The 22,369-nt window shown below is 72.7% G+C and carries 15 protein-coding genes and 1 pseudogene; 6 read left to right on the top strand and 10 right to left on the bottom strand.

Annotation, left to right across the window (positions count from 1 at the left end):
• Position 1: 1 nt before the first annotated feature.
• From AB0N03_RS38960 to AB0N03_RS38950, 3 genes are all read right to left on the bottom strand, one after another.
• Positions 2–1,270 (bottom strand): YeeE/YedE family protein, encoded by a 1,269-nt coding sequence (locus tag AB0N03_RS38960; protein WP_364383126.1) that lies wholly within the window; start codon positions 1,268–1,270, stop codon positions 2–4.
• A gap of 162 nt (positions 1,271–1,432) precedes the next feature.
• Positions 1,433–2,143, bottom strand: coding sequence for a hypothetical protein (locus AB0N03_RS38955; protein ID WP_364383182.1), 711 nt, complete (start codon positions 2,141–2,143; stop codon positions 1,433–1,435).
• A gap of 194 nt (positions 2,144–2,337) precedes the next feature.
• Positions 2,338–3,171, bottom strand: coding sequence for a Bax inhibitor-1/YccA family protein (locus tag AB0N03_RS38950; protein ID WP_364383123.1), 834 nt, complete (start codon positions 3,169–3,171; stop codon positions 2,338–2,340).
• 319 nt (positions 3,172–3,490) lie between these two features.
• Between AB0N03_RS38950 and AB0N03_RS38945 the strand changes: the two genes are divergently transcribed.
• From AB0N03_RS38945 to AB0N03_RS38930, 4 genes are all read left to right on the top strand, one after another.
• Positions 3,491–4,927 (top strand): hypothetical protein, encoded by a 1,437-nt coding sequence (locus AB0N03_RS38945; RefSeq protein WP_364383120.1) that lies wholly within the window; start codon positions 3,491–3,493, stop codon positions 4,925–4,927.
• 195 nt (positions 4,928–5,122) lie between these two features.
• Positions 5,123–5,800, top strand: a complete 678-nt coding sequence (locus AB0N03_RS38940; protein ID WP_364383179.1) for a class F sortase — start codon at positions 5,123–5,125, stop codon at positions 5,798–5,800.
• A 100-nt stretch (positions 5,801–5,900) separates the two neighbouring features.
• Positions 5,901–7,895 carry an SDR family oxidoreductase gene (locus AB0N03_RS38935; protein ID WP_364383117.1) on the top strand — a complete coding sequence of 665 codons (1,995 nt, stop codon included), beginning with the start codon at positions 5,901–5,903 and terminating at the stop codon, positions 7,893–7,895.
• A 116-nt stretch (positions 7,896–8,011) separates the two neighbouring features.
• Positions 8,012–9,184 (top strand): cell division protein DivIVA, encoded by a 1,173-nt coding sequence (locus AB0N03_RS38930; protein ID WP_364383115.1) that lies wholly within the window; start codon positions 8,012–8,014, stop codon positions 9,182–9,184.
• Between the two features lie 229 nt (positions 9,185–9,413).
• Here AB0N03_RS38930 and AB0N03_RS38925 read toward each other — a convergent pair whose 3' ends face one another.
• The 4 genes from AB0N03_RS38925 to AB0N03_RS38910 form a co-directional block, all read right to left on the bottom strand.
• The gene (locus AB0N03_RS38925; RefSeq protein WP_364383112.1) at positions 9,414–10,742 is read right to left on the bottom strand and encodes an amidase family protein; all 1,329 of its coding nucleotides are present in this window, start codon (positions 10,740–10,742) and stop codon (positions 9,414–9,416) included.
• A gap of 48 nt (positions 10,743–10,790) precedes the next feature.
• Complete coding sequence (locus AB0N03_RS38920) at positions 10,791–11,393, bottom strand: response regulator transcription factor (protein WP_364383109.1); 603 nt, start codon at positions 11,391–11,393, stop codon at positions 10,791–10,793.
• A gap of 63 nt (positions 11,394–11,456) precedes the next feature.
• Positions 11,457–11,711: a hypothetical protein gene (locus AB0N03_RS38915; RefSeq protein WP_364383106.1), complete on the bottom strand. Its 255-nt coding sequence runs from the start codon at positions 11,709–11,711 to the stop codon at positions 11,457–11,459.
• Positions 11,708–11,965, bottom strand: coding sequence for a WXG100 family type VII secretion target (locus tag AB0N03_RS38910; RefSeq protein ID WP_364383103.1), 258 nt, complete (start codon positions 11,963–11,965; stop codon positions 11,708–11,710). The genes AB0N03_RS38915 and AB0N03_RS38910 overlap by 4 nt, the downstream gene beginning before the upstream one ends.
• A gap of 178 nt (positions 11,966–12,143) precedes the next feature.
• Here AB0N03_RS38910 and AB0N03_RS38905 point away from each other — a divergent pair, with 178 nt between their 5' ends.
• Both AB0N03_RS38905 and AB0N03_RS38900 read left to right on the top strand, forming a co-directional pair.
• Positions 12,144–15,392 carry a BTAD domain-containing putative transcriptional regulator gene (locus tag AB0N03_RS38905; protein ID WP_364383100.1) on the top strand — a complete coding sequence of 1,083 codons (3,249 nt, stop codon included), beginning with the start codon at positions 12,144–12,146 and terminating at the stop codon, positions 15,390–15,392.
• Positions 15,393–15,662: 270 nt separating this feature from the next.
• Positions 15,663–19,289, top strand: coding sequence for a BTAD domain-containing putative transcriptional regulator (locus AB0N03_RS38900; RefSeq protein WP_364383097.1), 3,627 nt, complete (start codon positions 15,663–15,665; stop codon positions 19,287–19,289).
• On the opposite strand, the pseudogene AB0N03_RS38895 reads toward AB0N03_RS38900, so the two are convergent.
• From AB0N03_RS38895 to AB0N03_RS38885, 3 genes and pseudogenes are all read right to left on the bottom strand, one after another.
• Positions 19,245–20,650, bottom strand: a pseudogene (locus AB0N03_RS38895) (GH1 family beta-glucosidase). The gene AB0N03_RS38900 and the pseudogene AB0N03_RS38895 overlap by 45 nt on opposite strands.
• Positions 20,647–21,462: a carbohydrate ABC transporter permease gene (locus AB0N03_RS38890; RefSeq protein ID WP_364383094.1), complete on the bottom strand. Its 816-nt coding sequence runs from the start codon at positions 21,460–21,462 to the stop codon at positions 20,647–20,649. The pseudogene AB0N03_RS38895 and the gene AB0N03_RS38890 overlap by 4 nt, the downstream one beginning before the upstream one ends.
• Positions 21,459–22,364: a sugar ABC transporter permease gene (locus tag AB0N03_RS38885; RefSeq protein WP_364383091.1), complete on the bottom strand. Its 906-nt coding sequence runs from the start codon at positions 22,362–22,364 to the stop codon at positions 21,459–21,461. The genes AB0N03_RS38890 and AB0N03_RS38885 overlap by 4 nt, the downstream gene beginning before the upstream one ends.
• Positions 22,365–22,369: the final 5 nt, after the last annotated feature.

Here is a 22,369-nt window from a genome sequence, read left to right as displayed (position 1 = left end):
CTCAGCAGATGCTGTCGGTCGGCACCGGGTTCGCCAGCCCGAACAGCGGCCGCAGCTTCAGCCCGATCCACGTGCCGCCGAGCGCGAACACGCCCCACAGCCAGCCGTGCAGGCTGCCGGTCGAGATGCCGCCGAGGTACGCGCCGATGTTGCAGCCGCCCGCCATGCGCGCGCCGACGCCCATCAGGACGCCGCCGAGGATCGCGGCGACCGCGGTGCGCCACGGGATCGAGCTGTGGATCTTCCACGCGCCCGCGGCCGCGGCGGCCACCGCCGCGCCGATCATGATCCCGATGTCGGTGAGGCTGTTCTTGTCCTTCCAGATCGGGCCGACCAGCGACGTCGCGTTGGCCTTCTGCCGCCAGAACTCCCACGACTCCGGGTGCAGCCCGAACACCTGCAGGATCTTGGCTCCCCACAAGGAAAACGCGCTCGTGACGCCCCAGATCCCGCCGGAGACCAGGAACACCGCACCGGCCAGCACGCCCAGCACGACGGCGCCGGCGAGCATCGGCCACGAGCCGCGGAAGATCCGCGCCAGTCCGCGCGCGGTCGGCACGACGTCGACCGGCGGCGGCGTGCGGCGGCGCTGCACCGCGCGGGTGACCAGGACGATCCCGGCGAGCACGGCGATCGTGCTCGCCCACGACCCGAACCAGCCGACGTGGTCGGCCAGCAGCACGCCCTTGAACTCCGGCCAGCCGCTCAGCGCCGGGTAGGCCCAGGTGTAGAGCACGGAGCCGGTGATGAACCCGCCGAGCGTCAGGACGATCGCCGACTGGCCCGACCCGACCGCGAACAACGTCCCGGACGCGCACGCGCCGCCGAGCTGCATACCGATCGCGAAGAGCGTCGCGCCGACGAAGAGGGCGAGGCCGAGCGGACTGGCCGCGGGCGCCGGTTTGCTGCCGAAGAGCCCGGCGCCGGTGCCCGCGATCAGCGCGATCAGCGTCGCCGCGGTGCCGAGCAGGAGGGTGTGGGCGCGCAGGCCGTGTCCGTTGCCGACGGCGATCAGCTGCCGCCACGCCGACGTGAAGCCGAACCGCGAGTGGAACAACGCGAGCCCGAGGCCCAGGCCGAGCAGCAGCAGGACGCCGAACTTGGCGCCTTGGGACGCCCAGACGTACCAGGTCAGACCGGCCGCGAGGACGCCCGCGGCGGCCAGCGAGACCACGCGGACGGGCTCCTCCGGCTGCGGGACGGGCGCGGCGCAGGAGGTCGGGAAGTCGAGGAACTTCTGTTCACCGGCAGGGGATTCGGTCGTCGCCACCAGTACTCCAGGCTCGGGCGGGAAGGACGACCCAAAATAGGTCCGATGATCGCTTCGCCGCAGCTCGTCGCACAGTGTGGGACGAACGGAGCAATCCGGGTGCCCCGAACGCGTCGAAGGCCTCCTCGCGAAGCTCGCGAGAAGGCCTTCGACGGGTAACGGCTATTCGTTCGTCTTGACGCACATCGTCGTCGCCGGTTCCGGGTAGATCGCGACGCGGGTGGCGTCCGTGCCCTCGCAGGCGCTCTCGCTCGCCTGGCCCGCGACGACCTTCACGAGCTCGGCGTCCTTCGTCGGGTCGGTGCAGGGAACCTTCTGGTAGCCCTTGGTCTTGGACGAGAAGTTCGCCAAGCAGTCGCCCTGCTTCGCGTTGATCATCAGGCACAGCTTGTACGAGCTGCGGCCGCTGACGGAGTAGGTGTCGTAGCCGGCGTCGGAGCCGCCGGGGCAGTCGCTGCCGGAGCTGTCGAGCTTGGCGGCGATCTTGACGTTGGCCTTCTGGTCGTTGCAGTCGGCCTTCGCCGGGTCGTCGCCGCCCTGCGTGAACTCCGTGATCGACAGGCAGTCACCGACGTTGGAGCTGGCCGGCGAGTTCCCGAACGCGACGATCCCGGCGATCACGACGCCGATGAGCACGACCAGGCCGATGCCGAGCCCGATGAACCGGCCGGCCTTCGACTTCTTCGGCGGGGCCGGCGGCGCGGGCGGGAAGCCGGGCTGGCCGGGCGGCGGCGGGTACTGACCCAGAGGCGGGCCGTACTGGCCGGGCTGGCCCTGCGGCGGGGTGCCCGGAGGCGGGGTGCCGTACTGGCCCGGCTGGCTGTACTGCTGCTGACCGCCCGGAGGCGGCCCGTAGGGATCGGGCTGACCCACCGGCTGCTGGCCCCCGGGGGCCGGAGGGGGAACGCTCACTGTGAACCTCACACATGTGAAATGAAGAACCGACCCGGATATCAAACACGCAGGGTGAGCACGATCCGCAGCGGGGTCCCCATATGCACGAATTACCCACAGAAAAGGCGCCCCGTTGGTTACGGAGCGCCTTCACTGCAGAACTGTGAGCCAGGTTACTCGCGGAGGTAGGACAGCAGCCGCAGGATCTCCAGGTACAGCCAGACGAGGGTCGTCATCAGGCCGAACGCGGTGTACCAGGCCCACTTCGCCGGCATGCCCTCGCGGATCATCCGGTCGGCCTGGTCGAAGTCGAGCAGGAAACTGAACGCCGCGATACCGATGCAGAGGATGCTGAAGGCGATGGCGAGCGGGCTGCCGTCGCGCAGCGGGTTGAAGCCGAAGGCGAACGAACTGATCAGGTTGAACAGCATCAGGATCGCGACGCCGACGACGGCCCCGACGATCCACTTGGTCAGCTTCGGCGTCACCTTGACCGCGCCGGTCTTGTAGACCACCAGCATGCCGACGAAGACACCGACGGTGCCGATGATCGCCTGCAGCGCGATGCCCGGGTAGATCACCTCGAACACGCCGCTCAGCGCGCCGAGGAAGAGGCCTTCGGCGGCCGAGTAGACCAGCGTCAGCGGGCCGCTCGGCTTCTGGCGGAAGATGATCACCAGCGAGATGACGAGCCCGACGATCAGGCCGCCGATCATCGCGCCGATCAGGGCACCGGAGAGCCGGCCGGTCTCGGCCAGCTGGTTCTGGGCCCAGATGGCGGTCACGATCCCGACGAGCAGCGCGACGCCGAGGCTCATGCCGGTCTTGACGACGACGTCGTCGACGGTCATCGGCCGGTCGTCGTCACCGGAGGTGACCTGCCCGGGACCGTACCCGGGCACGCCGCCCTGGGTCTGGTTGAAGCCCACCGGGGGCCCGTACTGCCCGTGAGTCTGGGTTCCGCCGCGGGGCAGGTTGCGGAACGCCGGGTTGCTACTGGAACGCACCTGATCCTCCTGGATCTGCTGCTTCGTGGATCGACGCTGCATCGGGTTCAACGACCGCCGGGTACGTGCGGTTCCCGTCGAGTAAAGGCGACTTTACTCGACGGCAGGCCCGTGGCCACGACGGACACGGTATGCGACCGGGATCACGACCGTTCGGCGACCGCCACCCGAAGGGCGGTAGACACTCCGGCCCTCTCGGCGCGACGCTCACCTGGCGTGCCCGGTCGTTCACCGTACGCGCGTCGGGGAGTTGATCAATCGTGTGACCTGCGGAGACGCCGTGTCGTCGCCGCGCGTCCGACGAAGGAGCCTACACACCATGAGGTGGTCAACACGCCCGCGCGCGGTCGTCCGCGCGCTCATCGGCCTGGTCGCCGCGGCGCTGCTCGGCACGCTCTCCGGCACCGCCGCGTCCGCCGCCGGCCAGGAAGGCATCGGCCACTGGATCGCGGGCCAGGAGGGCACCGGCGAAGACTGGCTGGGGTCGTACGTGGTCGGCGGTCAGCAGGTCTTCTGCGTGAGCTTCCAGCTCAAGGCGCCGGACACCGACGAGAAGTACCGGCCGGGTGACGAGCTGCTCACGAAGTGGGGCACGAAGCTCCCCGCCGACGAAGCGGCGAACATCTCCTACCTGTTGCTGCGCTACGGCGGCACGAAGGACCCGGACGAGGCCGCGGCGCTGGCCCACCTCCTGCACTCCTGGACCGCGGCGCCCCGCACGCCCGCCGACCTCGACCCGGCCCTGCCCGGCGCGAAGATCGCCTACGACGCGCCGGAACACCTCGCGCACCTGCCCGCGAGCGCCAAGGCGGCCGTCGAACGGCTGCGGACCGAAGCCGAGACGAACCGCGGCCCGTGGACGGCGTCGGTGACCACACCGAAGGACCCGCAGTACCCCGGCGAACCCGCCGAGTGGACGATCACGGTGAAGAACGCCAAGGACAAGGGCGTCCCCGACGTCCCGGTGAAGCTGACGGCGACCGACGCGACCCTCGGCGACGGCGAGAGCGCCGCCACCGCCGGGAGCTCGAGCCCGCAGGGCGCCGCGAAGGGCGTCACGCTCAAGACGGGCGCCGACGGCACCGTGCGGGTGAAGCTGACCCCCGCGGGCGACCAGCCCAAGCTGAAGGCCGCGCTGTCCGCGCCCGCCGACCGGCCGTACGTGCGGGTGCCGGTCGACACCACGAAGCAGCGCGTCGTCTCCACCGGCGGCGAGAAGGAGCTGACGGCGCAGGGCGTCGTCGCGCTCGCCAAGCCAGGTCGGGTGACGGTGACCAAGGCCGACGCGAACACGGGCAAGGGCGTCGGCGGCGCGGTCCTGCGGCTCACCGGCAAGGACCGGACGTCGGCGGCGCTCGGCCCGGACGGCAAGCCGCTCACCGGCGCCGACGGCAAGCCCGCGGTCGTCACGACCGACGGCGCGACCGGCGGCGTGACGGTCGAGAACCTCCGCGCGCCGCAGGCGGTCTGCGTCATCGAAGCGAGCCCACCACCGGGCTACACGAACGCGTACGACCCGCAGAACCCGCCGTCGGCGTGCGGCACGGTGCAGCCGGGCGAGACGCTCGCCCTGACCGTGACGAACAAACCGAACGAGGTCCCGCGCGCGATCCCGGCCGGCGACGCGCCGGTCACCCAGGCGCGGGGCGCGGTCGAGACGAGCTACTCGACGCCGGGCCTGGCCGGGCTCGGCCTCCTGGTGCTGCTGGGCGCCGGGCTGGTCGGCTTCGCCGCGCGGCGGGCTTCGCGCAGGTAGCCGGGGATGGCAGGCAAGAGCTGGCAGGACGACAGCTGGTTCGTCGACGAGTGGCAGGGCGGCGCCGACCGGCGGATCGGCGACGAGTGGCCGGCCGGCGACCGGCAGAGCAGCGACTGGCAACGCGGCACCGACTGGCCGGCCGCCGACGCCTGGCAGACCCGTCGCCGCCGAAATCGAGGCGGTCGTGGCCGGTTGATCGCCGGCTTCGCGCTCGGCGCGGCCACCGTACTCGCGGTGCAGCTCGGCGCTACCGTGGTCGCCTCGCCGCCGGTCGCGGTCGTGGCCGGCACCGCGTTGCCCGCCGCGGGCGCCGCCGCTCCGGCCGCGCGTCCGGCCACTCCGGCGACGCCACCGCCGGCCACGACGAGCGCCACCCCGGCCGCGCCGGCGGCCCGGACTTCGGAACCACCCCCTCCGCCGCCTTCGCCGCCGCAGCCGCCCGGCACCGTCCGGCTGCCCGCCGGCGGCACCGCCTCCCTCGTGCGCAAGGACCTCGGCCCCGGCGGTGAGCTGCCCATCCCGAACGACCTCGGCCAGGCGACCTGGTGGGGCGCCGGACTGGACGCCGCCGGCGGGGCCAGCGTCTTCGCCGGGCACGTGAACTGGCGGGGCGCCACCGGGCCGTTCGCCGAGCTCTGGTCCGCGAAGATCGGCGGCGTCGTGACCATTGTGGACAGTGCGGGCAAGCCCTGGCGCTACCGGATCTCCCAGCTGGTCACGGTGCACAAGGACGACCTGCCCGCGCGGGCCGACGACCTGTTCGGTCAGTCCGGGCCGCACCGCGTCGTGCTGGTGACGTGCGGGGGCCGCTGGGTCGGCGGTGCGGACGGCTACGAGGAGAACCGCGTCGTCGTCGCGGACCCCGCCTAAGTTACTCGTGGGTAACATCACGTCGTCACAAGGTGGTCACTGACGGCCGGATGCAGCAGAATGCCCAGGGTCAGGCGAGGCGGCGAGAGGTGAGAAGACGATGGCGACGTTTCTGGTGACCGGGGCGACCGGACTGATCGGGCGCCAGTTCACCCGGCTGCTGCTCTCCCGCCCCGAGGACGACCGCGTCGCGCTGCTGGTCCGCGCGTCGAGCAAGGCGAAGCTGGCCGCGCTGGTCGACCAGTGGCCGCACTCCGACCGCGTCACGCTGGTCACCGGCGACCTCGGCGAGCCGCTGCTCGGCGTGTCCGAAACGGACCGCGACGAGCTGCGCGGGCACGTCGACCACGTCGTGCACCTGGCCGCGCTCTACGACCTCACCGCCGACGACGAGGAAAGCATCAAGGCCAATGTGGACGGCACGCGCGCCGTCGTCGGCCTCGCCGCGGACCTGCGCGCCGGCTGCCTGCACCACGTGTCTTCGGTGGCCGTCGCGGGCGACCACGAAGGCGTCTTCACCGAGGAGATGTTCGACGCCGGGCAGCGGCTGGTCACGCCGTACCACCGGACCAAGTTCGAGGCCGAGAAGATCGTCCGCGAGCAGGACGAGGTGCCGTGGCGGGTGTACCGGCCCGCGGTCGTCGTCGGGCACTCCGAGACCGGCGAGATGGACAAGATCGACGGTCCGTACTACCTCTTCCCGGCGATCAACCGGCTCGCCGGGCTGCCGGACGTCCTGCCGCTGGTCGGCCCGGACCTGGGCGACACCAACATCGTGCCGGTCGACTACGTCGCCAAGGCGCTGCTGGAGCTGGTCGTCAAGCCCGGGCTCGACGGCCACGCCTTCCACCTGGTCAACCCCGAGCCGCAACCGGTCGTGTCCGTGTACAACGCCTTCGCGAGGGCCGCGGGCGCGCCGACGATCACCGCGCAGCTCGGCGAAGGCCTTTCCAAGCGGATCGTCGGGCTGGTCAAGCTGACCGAGCACATCCCCGGCGTCACCATCGCCCGCGACGCGGTGATGGAGCGCTTCGGCATCCCGCCGGTGCTGCTGGACACCATGGCGTTCCCGTCGGTGTTCTCCTCGGCCGAGACGCGCAAGGCGCTGGCCGGCACCGTCGAGGTGCCGCGGCTGGAGGAGTACGCGCCGACGCTGTGGCGCTACTGGCGCGAGCACCTCGACCCGTTCCGCGCGCGCAAGCACGGCCCCCGCGGCGAGCTGGACGGCCGCCGCGTGATCATCACCGGCGCGTCCTCGGGCATCGGCCGCGCGACGGCGTTGAAGGTGGCGGCGGCGGGCGGCGTCCCGCTGCTCGTCGCGCGGCGGCAGCACGAGCTGGAAGAGGTCCGCGACGAGATCGTCGCCGCCGGCGGCACGGCGTCGGTGTACCCGGCCGACCTCACCGACGAGGACTCGGTGCGCAAGGCCGTCGACGCGATGCTGGCCGAGCACGGCCGGATCGACATGCTGGTCAACAACGCCGGGCGGTCGATCCGCCGGTCGATCAAGCTGTCGTACGACCGGATGCACGACTACGAGCGCGCGATGGCGATCAACTACTTCGGCGCGGTCCGGCTGATCCTCGCGGTGCTGCCGCACATGTCGGAGCGGAAGTTCGGGCACATCGTGAACGTGTCGTCGATCGGCGTGCAGGGCATCGCGCCGCGCTTTTCGGCGTACGCGGCGTCGAAGGCGGCGCTGGACTACTTCTCGCGGATCGCGGCGACCGAGACGCACGGCGACGGGATCACGTTCACCACCATCCACATGCCGCTCGTGCGCACGCCGATGATCCGCCCGACGAAGATCTACGACGCGTTCCCGACGAAGTCGCCGGAGCAGGCCGCGGACATGGTGCTGAAGGCCCTGGTCGAGCGGCCCAAGCACATCGGCACCCCGGCGGGGCAGGCGATCGGGCTGGCGTACACGCTCACGCCGGGCCTCACCGACGCCGTCGCGTACCAGGGTTTCCGGATTTTCCCGGATTCGGCCGCGGCGGGCGGTTCGGGCGGTCTGAAGATCGGGCGTGGCGAGAAACACCTCTCGCGCGCGGCGATGGCGCTCGCCCGGCTTTCGCGTGGCTTCCACTGGTAACGCTGCGTTTCGGGGATGCGGCCATTCCGGCGACGCGCCGCCGGGGTCACGACACGTGTTGATGATTTGTTAAGCCGAAGGGCGTAAGCGGACGGTGCCCGGGTACGGTCGGGCGCATGGTTCCTGAGCGCGACCCCGCCGCAACCGCCCTCAACGGCCTCCTTCCCCTTCGTCGTGAATACACGCAGGCCTGGCACGGCTTCGACCGCAACGAAGTGCGCCAGTACCTCGACCACGTCGAGTCCCAGCTGCGCCGGGTGCTCAGCGAACGCGATGCCGCCGCCGCGCAGGCCGCCGCCGCCGCGCGCGACGCCGAGTCGGCCCGGTCGCAGATGGCTTCGCTGGAAGCGCGCATCGAGGAGCTGAAGAAGCCGCCGGAGCGGCTCGAGGACCTCGACGAGCGGATGCAGCGCACGGTCACGCTCGCGCAGGCCCGCGCGGACGAGATCATCAAGCGCGCCGAGGCCGCCGCGGAGAAGACGTGGGCGGGCTCGACCGAGGCGTCGAAGAAGCTGCGCGAGCGGTACACGAAGCTCGTCGCGGAGCTGGACAAGCAGGCCGACCTGCTGCACTCGGAGCACGAGAACGCGCTTTCCGAGACGCGCGCGGAGGTCCGGCGGCTGACCGTCGAGGCGGCCCAGCGGCGCGAGCTGCTGGACAACGAGGCCGAGCGGAAGCGGCGGAAGCTCGAGCGCGAGTTCGAGTCGTCCCTGGCGGCCCAGAAGGCGGCGCTGGAGAAGCACGTCGCCGACCAGCGCACGGCGAGCAAGAACCAGGCCGAGCGCCGGCTCGCGGAGGCGACGGCGGAGGCCAAGCGCCGGCTCGACGAGGCCACGGGAGAAGCCCGGCGCCGCCTCGACGAGGCGACGACCCAGGCGGCCCAGCGCACGACGGCGGCGAACCGCAAGGTCGAGCGGCTGGCGGAGATCCGCGAGCAGGCGCGCAAGAGCCTCGCGGCGGCGGAAGACATCCTCAACCGCAGCGAGACCCAGCTGGCGACGCTGCCGGAGGAAGCGGTGATCACCCAGGCGGCCAAGCTGGTGGGCGGCGACTCGGTGGCGTCTCCGGAGTCCGCGACGACGCCTTCGGCGCCGGTCGTGCCGGTGGTGCAGCCGTCGATCCCGGCTTCGGCCAAGCCGGCGGTGAAGGCCGCGGCACCGTCGAAGCCCGCTCAGTCCGCGAAGCCGGCCAACGCGCCGAGGCAGAACGGCCCGGCGACCAAGCCGGCCAACGGGAACGGCAACGGCGTGAAGCCCCTGTCGCCGACCGCGAGCAAGCCGGGTTCCTGAGGTTTTGAAGTGCCGTGAAGGCCTCCTTACCGGCGTCTATGGCCGGTAAGGAGGCCTTCACGGCTTTCCGGCCTGAGCAGCCCCCGTTTTCACGCTACCGGCGGGCACCGACAGTTCCGGAGCTCCGGCGCGAGTTGTCCACAGCGCCCCAATGTGGCCTTGGTTGCGTTGAACGCACCCAAGGGGCCCTTCGGTGCGTTGAACGCACCGAAGGCCACATTGGGGCGCTTCAGTTGCTGCGGGAGGTGCGGGGCCAGGGGTTCGCGGACTCCAGCTGGGCCGCCAGACCCAGCAGCAGCGACTCTCCTCCCGGGCGAGCCACCAGCTGGACCGACGTCGGCAGGCCCGAGCGGACCGACCGGCCCACCGGGACCGTGATCGCCGGGTAGCCCGCCAGGTTCCACTGGCCCGTGAACCCGGCCAGGCGCGTCGACGGCAGGACGTTCGTCAGCCACCGGCGCTCGTGCCAGCGGCCCGCCTTCACCGGCCAGTGCGACAGCGTCGGCGTCATCAACACGTCGTGGGACTCGAAGAACTCCGAAGCCCGCGAAATCCACCGGTCACGCGTGCGCGAGCGGATCAGGCCCATTCGCTCGATCAACCGGCCCACCCGCACGTGCGTGCGCGTCCGGCGCTGGAGACGGCCGAAGTCGAAGCCCGCGGCCTGCCGAGCCGGGCCCGCGCACCAGCGGGCCGTCATGCCCAGGACCATCGTCGCCGGGTAGCGCGGCGCGGACGGCGACACCGAATGCCCGGCCGACGCCAGCAGCCCCGCCGCCTGCGAGACCGCCGCGACCAGCTCGCGGGGCACCGGCGTGTGCAGCAGCGGCACCGTCGTCGACATCCCGATCCGGGAAGCCGGCGGTGGCGAAACGACAGCCAACGCAGGATCCGAAGCCAGCACCGAGACCAGCAGCGCCGCGTCGGCGACCGTCGTGGCCAGCGGGCCGTGCACCGACATGCCGAACCAGCCGCCTTCGGCCAGCACGTCCGCGCCCGGTTTCAGCCCGACCAGCCCGCACATCGCCGCCGGCAGCCGGACCGAGCCCATGCCGTCCGTACCGTGGGCCAGCGGGACCAGCCCGGCCGCCACCGCCGCCGCGCTGCCACCGGACGAACCACCGGACGCGTACGTCGGGTCCCAGGGGTTGCGGGCGATGCCGTCCGGGGTGTCGCTCATCGGCCAGACGCACAGCTCCGGCACCCGCGTCAGCCCGACGAGCACCGCGCCGGCCGCCCGCAGCCGCGCCGCGATCACGCCGTCCTCCCCGGCAAGCGAAGACGGCCCCGCCAGCGAACCGTGCGACGCGTACTCGCCCGCGATCTCCGTGACGTCCTTGATCGCGACGGGCACCCCGGCCAGCGGCAGCGAAGCGAGATCGGGCCGCCCGGCCACCGAAGCGGCCTCCGCGAGCGCCTCTTCCGCCCGCACCCGGCGGAACGCGCCGACGACGCCGTCCGCCGCGGCGATCCGGTCGAGGGCTTCCTTCGTCACCTGGACCGGATCGAGGTCCCCGGCCCGGACGGAAGCCGCGATTTCTGCAGCGGTCGACACCATGATCGTGACCCTAGCCCACCAAAAGGTGACAGCGGCAAGGAAAACGTCTCAGATCGCGCCCGCCCGCAGCGCGTAGGCGACGGCGTGGGCGCGGTTGCTGAGGCCACAGCGCGTCATCAGGCCGTAGAGGACGTTCTTCACCGTCCGCTCCGAGTAGCACAGCTTCGCGGCGATCTCCTCGGTCCCGAAGCCCTCGGCGACCAGCCGCAGCACGTCACACTCCCGCGCCGCGAGCCCGGACAGCGTGAGCCCGTTCGGCTCCAGGACGTCCTTGCGCATCCGCTGGACCTGCGAAAGGAGCGCCCCCTGCAGCCGCGGCGGCAGGTTGGCCGTGCCGTCGCCCGCGGCGAGCACCGCCGTCACCAGCTCGGCGCCGCCCGTCTCGCGGCGCGGCAGGATCGCCACGACGCCGCTCTCCAGCACCGACATCAGGTCGCTCTCGCGGAAGTGCTCGACCACCAGCACGACGTGCGACGCCTTCGCGGCCCGGACGTCGCCCAGCACCGCCTCGGTGACGTGCTCCTCCATCACCAGCAGCACGTCGGGCACGAGATCGGTGATCCGGACGTCCGGATGCGATTCCAGGAGGGTCACCGCGCCGGCGTGCGTGATCGGGTCCGAGGCGAGGACGGTCACTTCGACGGGCTTCATGGACCCAGTGTGGACGGCCGGTCTTCACGCCTTCCCTATTCCGTCTTCACGCGCGTGAAGAAGTCACCGGACGCCGCGGGCCAGCTCGCCGACCGCCTCCCGGGCCCGCTCCAGGCACCCCGGCATCCGCTCGGCCGCGCGTCCCCAGTCGCGCTTCGCCCGCAGGTACTCCTCGCGCGCTTCGGCGGTCCAGCCGGCCAGCTCCGGCTCCACAGTGGACTCCAGCTCGGCGAGCAGGTCGCCCAGCTCGCCGGTGATCGCCCCCATCCGGTCCAGCACCAGATCGGCGAAGCCGAACTCGAGCTCGCGGCGCGTCATGACCGCCGCTGCCTCGGCACGCCGCCGCCGGTCAGCTCGAACAGCCGGACCAGCCGCGAAAGCATCACGTCGAACTCCTGCTCCCAGTCGCTCATCGCCTGGCCGAACCGCACCGACGCCTCGCCGCGCCACGCTACCTGGGCCATCGCCATCTCGCTGTTGACGTCACGGAGGTGCGCACCGGCCGCCTCGATGGCGTACGCGAAGCGGACAGCGGCGCGCTTCATGTCCTCCGTCGGCTCGGCTGCGGCCATTTGGGGCTCCTCGAAGTCTCGGCGACCCGAGGGTGTCGCACGCCGTGGCCCGGCGGAACCCCGCCCGGCCGCCGTTGCCCGAATGTCCGCCATCCTTGCCTGCCGGTTCACGGGGTCCGCGTATGCTCACGTCAGGCATCCGGCGCGTGACGATTCGTCAGCGCACGAAGGGAGACCGATGTCGGCTGCGGACGGCTCCGCACCGAGACTCCAAATGCTCGGCCCGGTCAAAGCGTGGCAGGGCGAAACGGAGCTCGACCTCGGCTCCGCGCACCGTCGGACGGTTCTCGCCGTACTGGCGATGAACCCGAGCCGCACGGTTTCGCGCGAGGAGCTGATCGACGCCGTCTGGGGCGAGGCGCCGCCGCAGAGCGCCCAGGGCTCCATCTACACCTACGTCTCCGGCCTCCGGCGCGCGCTCGAACCCGGCCGCGCCAAGGGCGAGGGCCCGCAGCTGCTCGCGTCGATCGGGTCCGGCTACTCGCTCCGCCTGGACGCCGGCGCGATCGACGTCCACCGGTTCGAAACCCTGCGGGAACTGGCCCAGCGCAAGCAGTCGGACGGCGACTCGCGCGGTGCTCGCGAAGTCCTCGACGAAGCCCTCGACCTCTGGCACGGCGTCCCGCTGTCGGGCCTGCCCGGGCCGTTCGCCGCCGCCCAGCGCGCGCGGCTGGCCGAGGTGCGGCTGGCGACGATCGAGCGTCGCGCCGAGCTCGTGCTGGAGTCGGGCGGGCACGCCGAGCTCATCGCCGAGCTGACCGCGCTGACCCGCGAACACCCCTTCCGCGAGACGCTGCGCGGCCTGCTCATGCGCGCGCTGGCCCGCTCCGACCGGCGGACCGAGGCGATCGCGGTCTACACCGACGTCCGGGACAGGCTCGTCGAGTCCTCGGGCACCGAGCCGGGCCCCGCGCTGCGGCGGCTGCACGACGAGCTGCGGGAGAAGCCGGCGCCGAAACCACCGCCGGCCGTGCACGTGCCGCGTTCGCCCGTCACGACGATGCCGGAGCGCGCCGATGTCTTCTTCGGCCGGGAGGCCGAGCTGGCCCGGCTGTGCGAAGCCGTCGCCGAACTCGGTGCGGGCACCGGGCGTTCGCTGTGGCTCGAAGGCGAACCGGGCAGCGGCCGGACGGCGCTGCTGGCCGAGCTGCTCGCCATGGCTCAGGACTTCCGGCCCGCCTTCGCGGCGGCGGACGCGCTGGACCAGCGGTTCGCCCTGCGGCCGCTGCTCGACGCGCTGGGCGTGCACCCGCGGGCCACCGACGAGCGCCGCGCGAACCTGGCCGCCCGGCTCGCCGAGCGGTCCGGCGACGACCCGGTCGACAGCCTGCTGGGGCTGGTCCGCGAGCTGTGCGCGGAGGCGCCGCTGGTGCTCGTGGTCGACGACCTGCACTGGGCCGACGACACCACGCTGCGCGTCTGGCGCCACCTGAGCCGGGAGACGCGGGAGCTGCCGCTGCTGCTGGTCGGCGCGTGCCGGCCGGTGCCACGACCGGCCGCGCTCGACGACCTGCGGGCCGAGCTCGACAACGATGTCACGACCGTGCTCGCGCTGCCGCCGCTGGCCGACGCGGACACGCACGGGCTGGCCACCGAGCTGGTCGGCGCGCCACCCGGGCCCGGGCTGCGGACTCTCGTGTCCCACGGGTCCGGAAACCCGCGCTACGTCAGGGAAATCGTCGAGTCGCTGCTGGCGCAGTCGCTGATCGTGCTCGACGGCGTGCACGCGCACCTCGACGGCAACCCGTACCAGACCATCCCGGCGCCGCTGGGGTCGCGGATCACGCTGTACCTGAGCTTCCTCTCCAGCGGCACCCGCGACACGCTGCGCTGGGCCGCGCTGCTGGGCCGTGAATTCTCCCTCTCGGACATCGCCGTCGCCACCGAACGGCCGCCGACGGCGCTGGTCGGCGCGGTCGACGAGGCGATCACGTCCGGCGTGCTCGTCGAATCGGGCGCCCGGCTGGCGTTCCGGCACCCGCTGCTGCGCCGCGTGCTCTACGAAAAGACGCCCGCGGCGATGCGGGTGGCGCTGCACCGGCAGCTGGCCGAGGCGTTCGCCGCCGCGCGCGCCCCCGCCGACCGCGTCGCCGAGCAGCTCGCGGCCGCGCCCCCGCAGGTCGACCCGTGGGTGACGACGTGGCTGCTGGACAACATCGGCGCGGTCGCCACCGAGACCCCGCGCGTCGCCGTCGACCTGCTGCGCCACGCCGTCACGCAGGGCACGCTGCCGCCGGACGCGCGGGAGACGCTGACCGCGACGCTCGCGCGGCTGCTGTTCTGGCTCGGCCGCGAACCCGAGGCGGAGGCGCGCTCGGTCGTCGCGCGGACATCCGACAGCAAGCGCGCCGCCGAGATGCGCTGGATCCTGGCCTACGTCTACTACCGGCGCGGCGACTTCGCCGAGGCGACGGCCGAGCTGAAGCGGACGCTCGACGACGCCGACGTCCCGGAGATGTGGCGCGGGCGCCACGAGTCGCTGCTGGCCACGCTGGAGCGGCTCGGCGAGGAGACGGCCTTGGCACCGGCGGGGCTGCACCCGCTGGACGACGCGGCGCTGTCCGTGCCGACCCTCGACAGCCTCGACGAGGCCGCCGAGCCCCTGGCCGCCGCCCGGCGCATCGCCGCGACGCGCGCGGTGCCGGGCGAGATGCACCTGGCGGGCGCGGTGCACTACTACTGGCTGGGCCGCTGGTCCGAGGCCCTGTCCGAGCTGGACGCGGTGATCCGCGACGGCGCGGAAACGGCGTCGTACGTCTTGCGCAGCCCGGGTTCGGCGTTGCTGGTGCACGGCGTCGGCGCGCTGATCGCCGGGCACCGCGACGAGCCGGTGCTGGCCCGGACGCACGTCGACGCGGCGGGCCGGCAGCAGTGGCCGCCGGGGCTCGAGCCCGACGGCGGTGACTTCCTGCTCGCGGCCCGGGCGCTGCTGGCCGAGCAGGACGGCCGGCCCGAGGCGGCGCTGGCCGCGTTGCTGCCGCTGCTGGAGGAGAACTACCCGCCGGCGGCGCGCCACCAGTGGCTGCCGGACCTGGTGCGGCTCAGCTTGTGGCTGGGCGAGTCCGGCCTCGCCCAGCGGGCGGTGGGGCTGTTGACTCCGGAGGGCGAGGTACCGCCGGCCCACGCGGCGGCGGCCGCGCACTGCCGAGGGCTGGTGACCGGCGATCCGGAACCGGTGCTGACGGCGGTCACGCACTACCGAGCGGCGGGCCGGCTGCTGAAGCAGGCCAAGGCGACCGAGGACGCGGCGATCCTGCTGGCGGAGTCGGGCAGGCTGGACGACGCGCGGATCGCGTTCCGGGCGGCGCTGGCCAAGTACACGGCGATGGGCGCGGCGTGGGACATGCGGCGCGCGGAGAGCCGGATGCAGCCGTTCGGGATCCGGCGGGCGGGCTCGGTGCGGTCCCGGGCGGTCGCCGGCGAGTGAGGCCGAGACGTCATGAACGACCCTTTCATGTCGTCCGACGCGATGAACGACCCTTTCATGACGTCCGGCACCGGGGCATACCGGTCGGGTGATCGAAACCCGCCACCCGCTAACCCCCTACCGAAGTCGTAACCCATCCCGTCACCGGGCAACCCGGTACGGGCTTGCCACGTCAGTAAGCTCGCCGGAGTAGTCGGCACCGAAAGATGTCCGCCGGGGTCCTGGGGGCCCGCCCCCGGCGGGTTCGTCCCCCGAGGGAACGGCAGGGACATGCGAGGGGAAGCGGACACCGGTCTGCGAGTGGGCTTGCTGGGACCTCTGCGGGCCTGGCGCGGGGCGGCCGAGATCGGCCTCGGCCCCGCCCGTCAGCGCGCGATCTTCGCCGTGCTCGCGGTCAACGCCGGCCGCCCGGTCCCGCGCGCCGAGCTGATCGCCGGTGTCTGGGGCGACTCCGCGCCCGCGAGCGTCGAGGGCAGCGTCCACACCTACGTCTCCGGGCTGCGGCGGGCGCTCGAACCCGGCCGTTCGCGCTGGTCGGCCGCCAGCGTCCTCGTGTCGGACCCCGCCGGGTACTCGCTGCTGCTCGACGAGGACGCGCTCGACGCCGCCGTCTTCGACCGGCATCGCGAACGCGCGCAGCGGCACCTCGATCGCGGTGATCCGCGGGCGGCCGTCACCGAGCTCGACGCCGCCCTCGCGCTCTGGCAGGGGGAAGCGCTCTCCGGCGTGCCCGGCGCGTTCGCCGAACGGCACCGCGAATACCTCGCCGAGCTGCGGCTGAACACCCTCGACCGGCGCGCCCAGGCGCTGCTGGCCCTCGGCGGGCACCTCGACCTCGCGCCGGAGCTGGCGGTGCTGGCCGGCGAGCACCCGCTGCGGGAGTCCCTGCGCGAGTCGCTCATGCTCGCCCTCTACCGCAGCGGCCGGCACGCCGACGCCCTCGACGTCTTCCGCGACGCCCGCGCCACGCTCGTCGGCGAGCTCGGCGTCGAGCCCGGCCCGGCGCTGCAGCGCCTCCACCAGCAGATCCTCGCCCAGGACCCGGGTCTCGACGCGCCCGCCGCGCCCGCCGAGGTCACCGGGCACCGGCTCTTCGGCCGCGAAGCCGAGACGACCCGGCTCGCCGAGCTCGTCGCCGATGTCCGGGCCGGGCGCGGCCGGGCCGTGTGGATCGAGGGCGAGGCCGGGATCGGCAAGTCCGAGCTGCTCACCAGCACCCTGCCGGACGGCCCCGGCTTCCAGCGGTTGTGGGCCGCCGCCGACGAGCTGAGCACGCGCTTTCCGCTGCAGGTGATGCTCGAGTGCCTGGCGATCGACGCGCATTCGGCCGACCCGCGGCGCGCGAAAGTGGCCAAGGAACTCGCCGGCGAGGGGCCGGTGCGGCGCGGCCTCGGGCCGGCCGACCCCGTGCTCGGCGCCGTCGACCGCCTCCTGGCCCTGGTCGACGAGCTGTGCGCGCGCTCGCCGCAGGTCCTCGTGGTCGACGACCTGCAGTGGGCGGACGAGGCGTCCGTGCTGGTCTGGCACCGCCTCTGCGCCGCGACGCGGCAGCTGCCACTGCTGCTCGTGGCCGCGACCCGGCCGGCGCCGGACCGCGCCGAGCTCGCCCAGCTGCGGCGCGGCGTCCAGGCGCGCGACGGCGTGGTGCTCGACCTCGCCCCGTTGACCGGCGAAGACGTCGGACGGCTGATCGAGGACCAGATCGGCGCCGTGCCCGGGCCCGGGCTGCGCGAGCTGGCCGCTCGCGGCGCCGGGAACCCGTTGTACGTCAAGGAAATGGTCGACGTCCTGCTGCGCGCCGGCGCGGTCGAGTTGTCCGGCGGCGAGGCCGACGTCGACGACCCGGCGGAGTTCGAAGCGCCGCGCTCGCTGGTCGCCGCGGTCGACCGGCGGCTCGACTTCCTCCCCGCCCGGACCCAGGAAGTGCTGCGCTGGGGCGCGCTGCTGGGCATGGAGTTCGCCGTCGGGGACATCGCCGCGGTGCTCGGCACCCGGCCGTCGGACCTGCTGGAGCCGCTGGAAGAGGCCGTCGCCGCGAACGTCCTCATCGACACCGGGACGCAGCTGGCGTTCCGGCACCCCCTGCTGCGGCAGGCGCTTTACGACCGGCTGCTGGCCGGGACGCGGGCGGCTTTGCACCGGCAGGCCGCGGAAGCGCTTGCCGGGATCGGTGCCCCGGTGAAGCGCGTCGCCGAGCAGCTGGTGGCCGCACCGGCCACTGTGGACGAATGGGTGCTGGACTGGCTCGCCGCGCACCACGCGGCCGTGTCCAACCGGGCGCCGCTGATCGCCGTCGAGCTGCTGGAACGCGCGTTGGCCGCCGGGGCAGGCCCGCGGCGCGAAGTCCTGCTCGTGGCGCTGGTCAAGGTGCTGTTCCGGCTGGAACGCAACCCGGAATCCCTGGCGCAGCAAGCTCTCGACGTCGCCACCGAGCCGGACACCGCCGAAGAGATGCGCCACGTCCTGGCGGCGCTGCGGCACCGCCGGGGCGACACCGAAGGCGCGGTCGGGATCCTCGCCGCGTCGGTCGACGACCCGGCCGTGCCGGAGCTCTGGCGGGTCAAGCACCGGCAGCTGCTGGCGAACTTCCGCCGCGGCGATCTGTCCGATTTGGACACCGCGGAAAAAGCCGCGTACGAGACCAAGTCCTTCGCCGGCGGCGACCGGTACCTGACGGCGCACGCGCTGCAGTCGTTGTGGCTGGTCGATTCGGTGCGCCGCGAGCACGACTCCGCGCTCACGCACATCGACGCGGCGATCGAGGCCGTCGGCGACGAGCACGAGCTGGCCGACCTGCACCTCGACCTGCTCGACAACCGCGTGTTCACGCTCCAGAACCTCGACCGGCTCGCCGAGGCGGACGCGGCCCTGCGCGCGGCGGGTGACGTCGCGGTGCGGCACTCGATGCCGGTCGGGCTGCAGGTGTCCGTCGCGGTGCACCGGTACTGGGAAGGCCACTGGGACGAGGCCCTGGTCGAACTGGACACGGTCACCGAGGACGGCCCGGCGATCACGTTCTACGGCCTGCGCGAGCCCGGCCCGGCGGCCCTGCTGCTGCACGGCGTCGCGGCGCTGATCGCGGGCCGCCGCGACGACCGCGCCCAGGCGGCGGCCCACCTCGACGCGGCGGAGGAGTACGCCCCGGCGACCGGCGCCGAGCGCGAGAGCTTCGACTTCCTGCTGGTCGCGGACGCCCTCGCGGCCGAGCAGCGCGGCGACCGGGTCCGCGCGATGGCCGTCCTCGAGCCGATCCTGAACCCGACGTACGCGCAGATGATGCTGCGCCACCAGTGGCTCCCGACGTTCGTGCGGCTGGCGATGGAGCAGGGCGACGTCGTCCGCGCCCGCCGCGCACTGGAGGTCTGCGAGGAGGAGGCGGCGAAGGAGCGACGCCCGGCGCGGGCGCACGCGGCGGTGTCGTGGTGCCGGGGCCTGATCGAAGAGGACCCGGCGGCGGCGCTCGCGACGGCGGAGCACTTCCGCGCGGTCGGCCGCCGCCCGGAGCTGGCTTCCGTGCTCGAGGACGCGGCGGAGCTGCTGGCCCGCTCGGGCCGACTGGACGCGGCGCACGCGGCGTTCGATGAGGCGGCGGAGATCTACACGACGTTGGGAGCGCGCTGGGACCTGCGCCGGGCGGAGACCCGGCTGCGGCGGCTGGGTGTCCGGCGCGGGGCGTTGTTCTCCGCGGTCCGGCCGGGGCACGGCTGGGAATCGCTGACGCCGATCGAGGTCCGGATCGCGAGCCTGGTCGCGGAGGGCCGGTCCAACCCGGACATCGCGGCGGAGCTGTCGTTGCCACGGCGGACGGTGCAGGCCCACGTGACGCGGTTGCTGGGGAAGCTGGAGACGCCGTCACGCTCGGGCGTCGCCGACGCCTTCCGCCAGCAGCGGCCCTAGCGCGTTGGCCCGGGCGACCCGGCCGAGGAACCGCCCCGAGTCCTTCACCGTCCGCGCCTGCGTCTCGAAGTCGACGTGCACCAACCCGAACCGCTGCGAATACCCCATCGCCCACTCGAAGTTGTCCAGCAGCGACCACGCGAAGTACCCCCGCACGTCCGCACCGAGACGGATCGCGTCGTGCACCGCGCGGACGTGCTCCATCAAGTAGTTCACCCGGGCCGCGTCGTGCACCCGGCCGGATGCCGGCTTGTCCACAAAGGACGCGCCGTTCTCCGCCACCACCAAAGGCAAGCCGGACCGCGCTGAAAGCCAGCCGAGCAGGTCCGTGAACACCGCAGGCGCCTGCTCCCACCCGAACGCCGTCAGCGGCCCCACCGCCGGCAGCACGTCCAAGCCTCGCAACCCCGGCAGCGGGCAGTTGCCGTGCACCGAAAGATCCTCGAGGGGCGTCACCCGCGCCGGCGCGTAGTAGTTCACGCCCAGCCAGTCGATCGCCGCCGCGATGGTGTCCGTGTCGCCGTCGCGCACCGAAGCCGCGAACCGACCGCCGTGGTGCTCGACGTCTGCCACCACGTCCGCCGGGTAACCGCGGCCCAGCACCGGGTCCAGGAAGAACCGGTTGTGGATCCCGTCGAACTTCCGCGCCGCTTCGAGGTGTGCCCGCGACGTGCCGTCCGCCAACGCCGGCGCGAAGTTCAGCGCCAGCGAGAACTCCTGCCCCGGCCGCGCCGCCGAAGTCAGCGCCTCGTCGCCAGCCCGTGCCCCAGCAACAGGTGGTGCGCCGCGACCAGCGCCGTGTCGTAGTCCTGGACGCCCGGCGCGTGCACCCCGCTGCCGTACCCCAGGAACGCCGCGCAGAACGGCTCGTTGATCGTCGTCCACTGGTCGACGCGGTCACCCAGGGCGTCGTGAACGAAGGAAGCGTAGTCCGCGAACCGATAAGCCGTGTCACGCGCGGGCCAGCCGCCCTCGTCTTCCAGCGCCTGCGGCAGGTCCCAGTGGTACAGCGTCAGCACCGGCACGACGTCGCGGCGCAGCAGCTCGTCCACCAGCCGGTCGTAGAACGCCAGCCCGGCCGGCGACGGCGTCCGCCCGTCCGGCATGACCCGCGGCCACGCCACCGAAAACCGGTACGCACCCAGCCCCAGATCCGCCAGCAGCCCGATGTCCTCGGGAAACCGGTGGTAGTGGTCGCACGCGACCTCGCCCGACACACCGCCGAGGACAGCACCCGGCCGCGCCGCGAAAGTGTCCCAGATGGACGGTCCGCGGCCGCCCTCGGAGACGCCGCCTTCGACCTGGTAGGACGCGGTCGCCGCGCCCCACAGGAAGCCCGGCGGGAAGGAAAGACCGGTCATACTGGCGCCCCTTTCAGGATCCCCCGGACGATGTGGCGGCCCAGCAGCAGGAACAGCGCGATCACGGGCAGCACGCCCACGGTCGCGCCGGTGAGCATGAGCGCGTAGTCGGTGTAGTAGCCGCTGGCCAGCTGCGACAGGGCGACCTGCACGGTCGGTGTTTCGTTCGGGTCGAGTACCACCAGCGGCCAGAAGTAGTCGTTCCACGCGGCCATGAACGTCAGCATCGCCAGCACCGCGGCCGCCGGGCGCAACGCGGGCACCGCCACGTGCCAGTAGGTGCGCAGGGTCGAACAGCCGTCGACGGTCGCCGCGTCGACGAGCTCGGCGCCGATCGCGTTCTCGCACGCCTGGCGCATCCAGAACACGCTGAACGCGCTGAGCAACCCCGGCACGATCACCGCTTCGAGCCGCCCGTACCAGCCGAGTTCGCCGACCACCAGGTAGAGCGGGATGACGCCGAGCTGCGCCGGCACCATCGCCGAGCCGACTACCAGCAGGAACAGCGTGTTGCGGCCCCGGAACCGCAGCCGCGCGAAGGCGAACCCGGCCAGGCTCGCGAGCACGACGTTGGACACCATGACGGTGCCCGCGACGATCAGCGAGTTGCCCAGCGCCAGCCAGAAGTCGACGGTGTCGAACACGCGCCGCACGTTCTCGACGAGGTGCCCGCCCGGCAGCAGGATCGGTGCCGTCTCGCCGATCGCCGAGTTGTCCCGAGTGGACACCACGAACGACCAGTACAGCGGGAAGATCGACGCGCCGAGCACGCCGATCAGCACCACGTAGACCCAGCCGCCGGGGCGTCTCACGCCGACCTCACGAACCGGCGCACGAGCCGGTAGTTGGCCAGCGCGAAGAGCGCGCAGATCACGAACATCACCCAGGTCAGCGCGGCCGCGTACCCGGCGTCGAAGTGCGTGAAGCCCTTCTCGTACAGGTACATCACGAGCGTCTGGAACTGGCGGTCGTTGCCGCCGGTCCCGCCCGACCCGCCGGCGTCGAACAGCTGCGGCTCGGCGAACAGCTGCAGGCCGTTGACCGTGCCGGCGATGGCGGTGAAGGCCAGCGCGGGCCGGATGCCCGGCACCGTGATCGACCAGAACGTCCGCCAGCGCGAGGCGCCGTCGATGGCCGCGGCCTCGTAGAGGTCGCCAGGCACGGCTTGCATCGCGGCCAGGTAGATCAGCGCGTTGTAGCCGGTCCAGCGCCAGAGCACCATCGACGCCACCGCGAGGTGCGACGTCCAGGTCCCGGCCTGCCAGTTGACCGGCGCGACGCCGAACCAGCCGAGAACCTCGTTGACGACGCCGTAGTCGCGGCTGAACAGCTGCCCGAACACGAGCCCGATCGCGACGACGGACACGACGTTCGGCAGCAGGATCCCGGTGCGCCACCAGGTCGCGCCGCGCAGCGGGCGGTCCAGCAGCGCCGCGATGCCCAGCGCCAGCAGGAACTCCGGGACCGCGGCGAGCAGGAAGATGCCGACGGTGTTGACGAGCGCGTTGTAGAAGTTCGGGTCCGCGAGCAGCGCGCCGTAGTTCCCCAGGCCGAGGTAGCCCTGGTCGCCCTCCAGCAGGTTCCAGTCGTGCAGCGACACCCACGCCGTGTAGAGCAGCGGGAAGGCGCCGAAGACGACGAACAGGCCGAAGAAGGGCGCGACGAACAGCAGCGGCGTGGCCTTGCGGTCGAAACGGGCGAGCCGGTGGTGCACGCGCG

Origin of the sequence: Amycolatopsis sp. NPDC051061 (assembly GCF_040682935.1) — a bacterium.
In the GTDB taxonomy this organism is placed as follows: Bacteria; Actinomycetota; Actinomycetes; order Mycobacteriales; family Pseudonocardiaceae; genus Amycolatopsis.
This window is presented reverse-complemented; position numbering and strand designations above follow the sequence as displayed.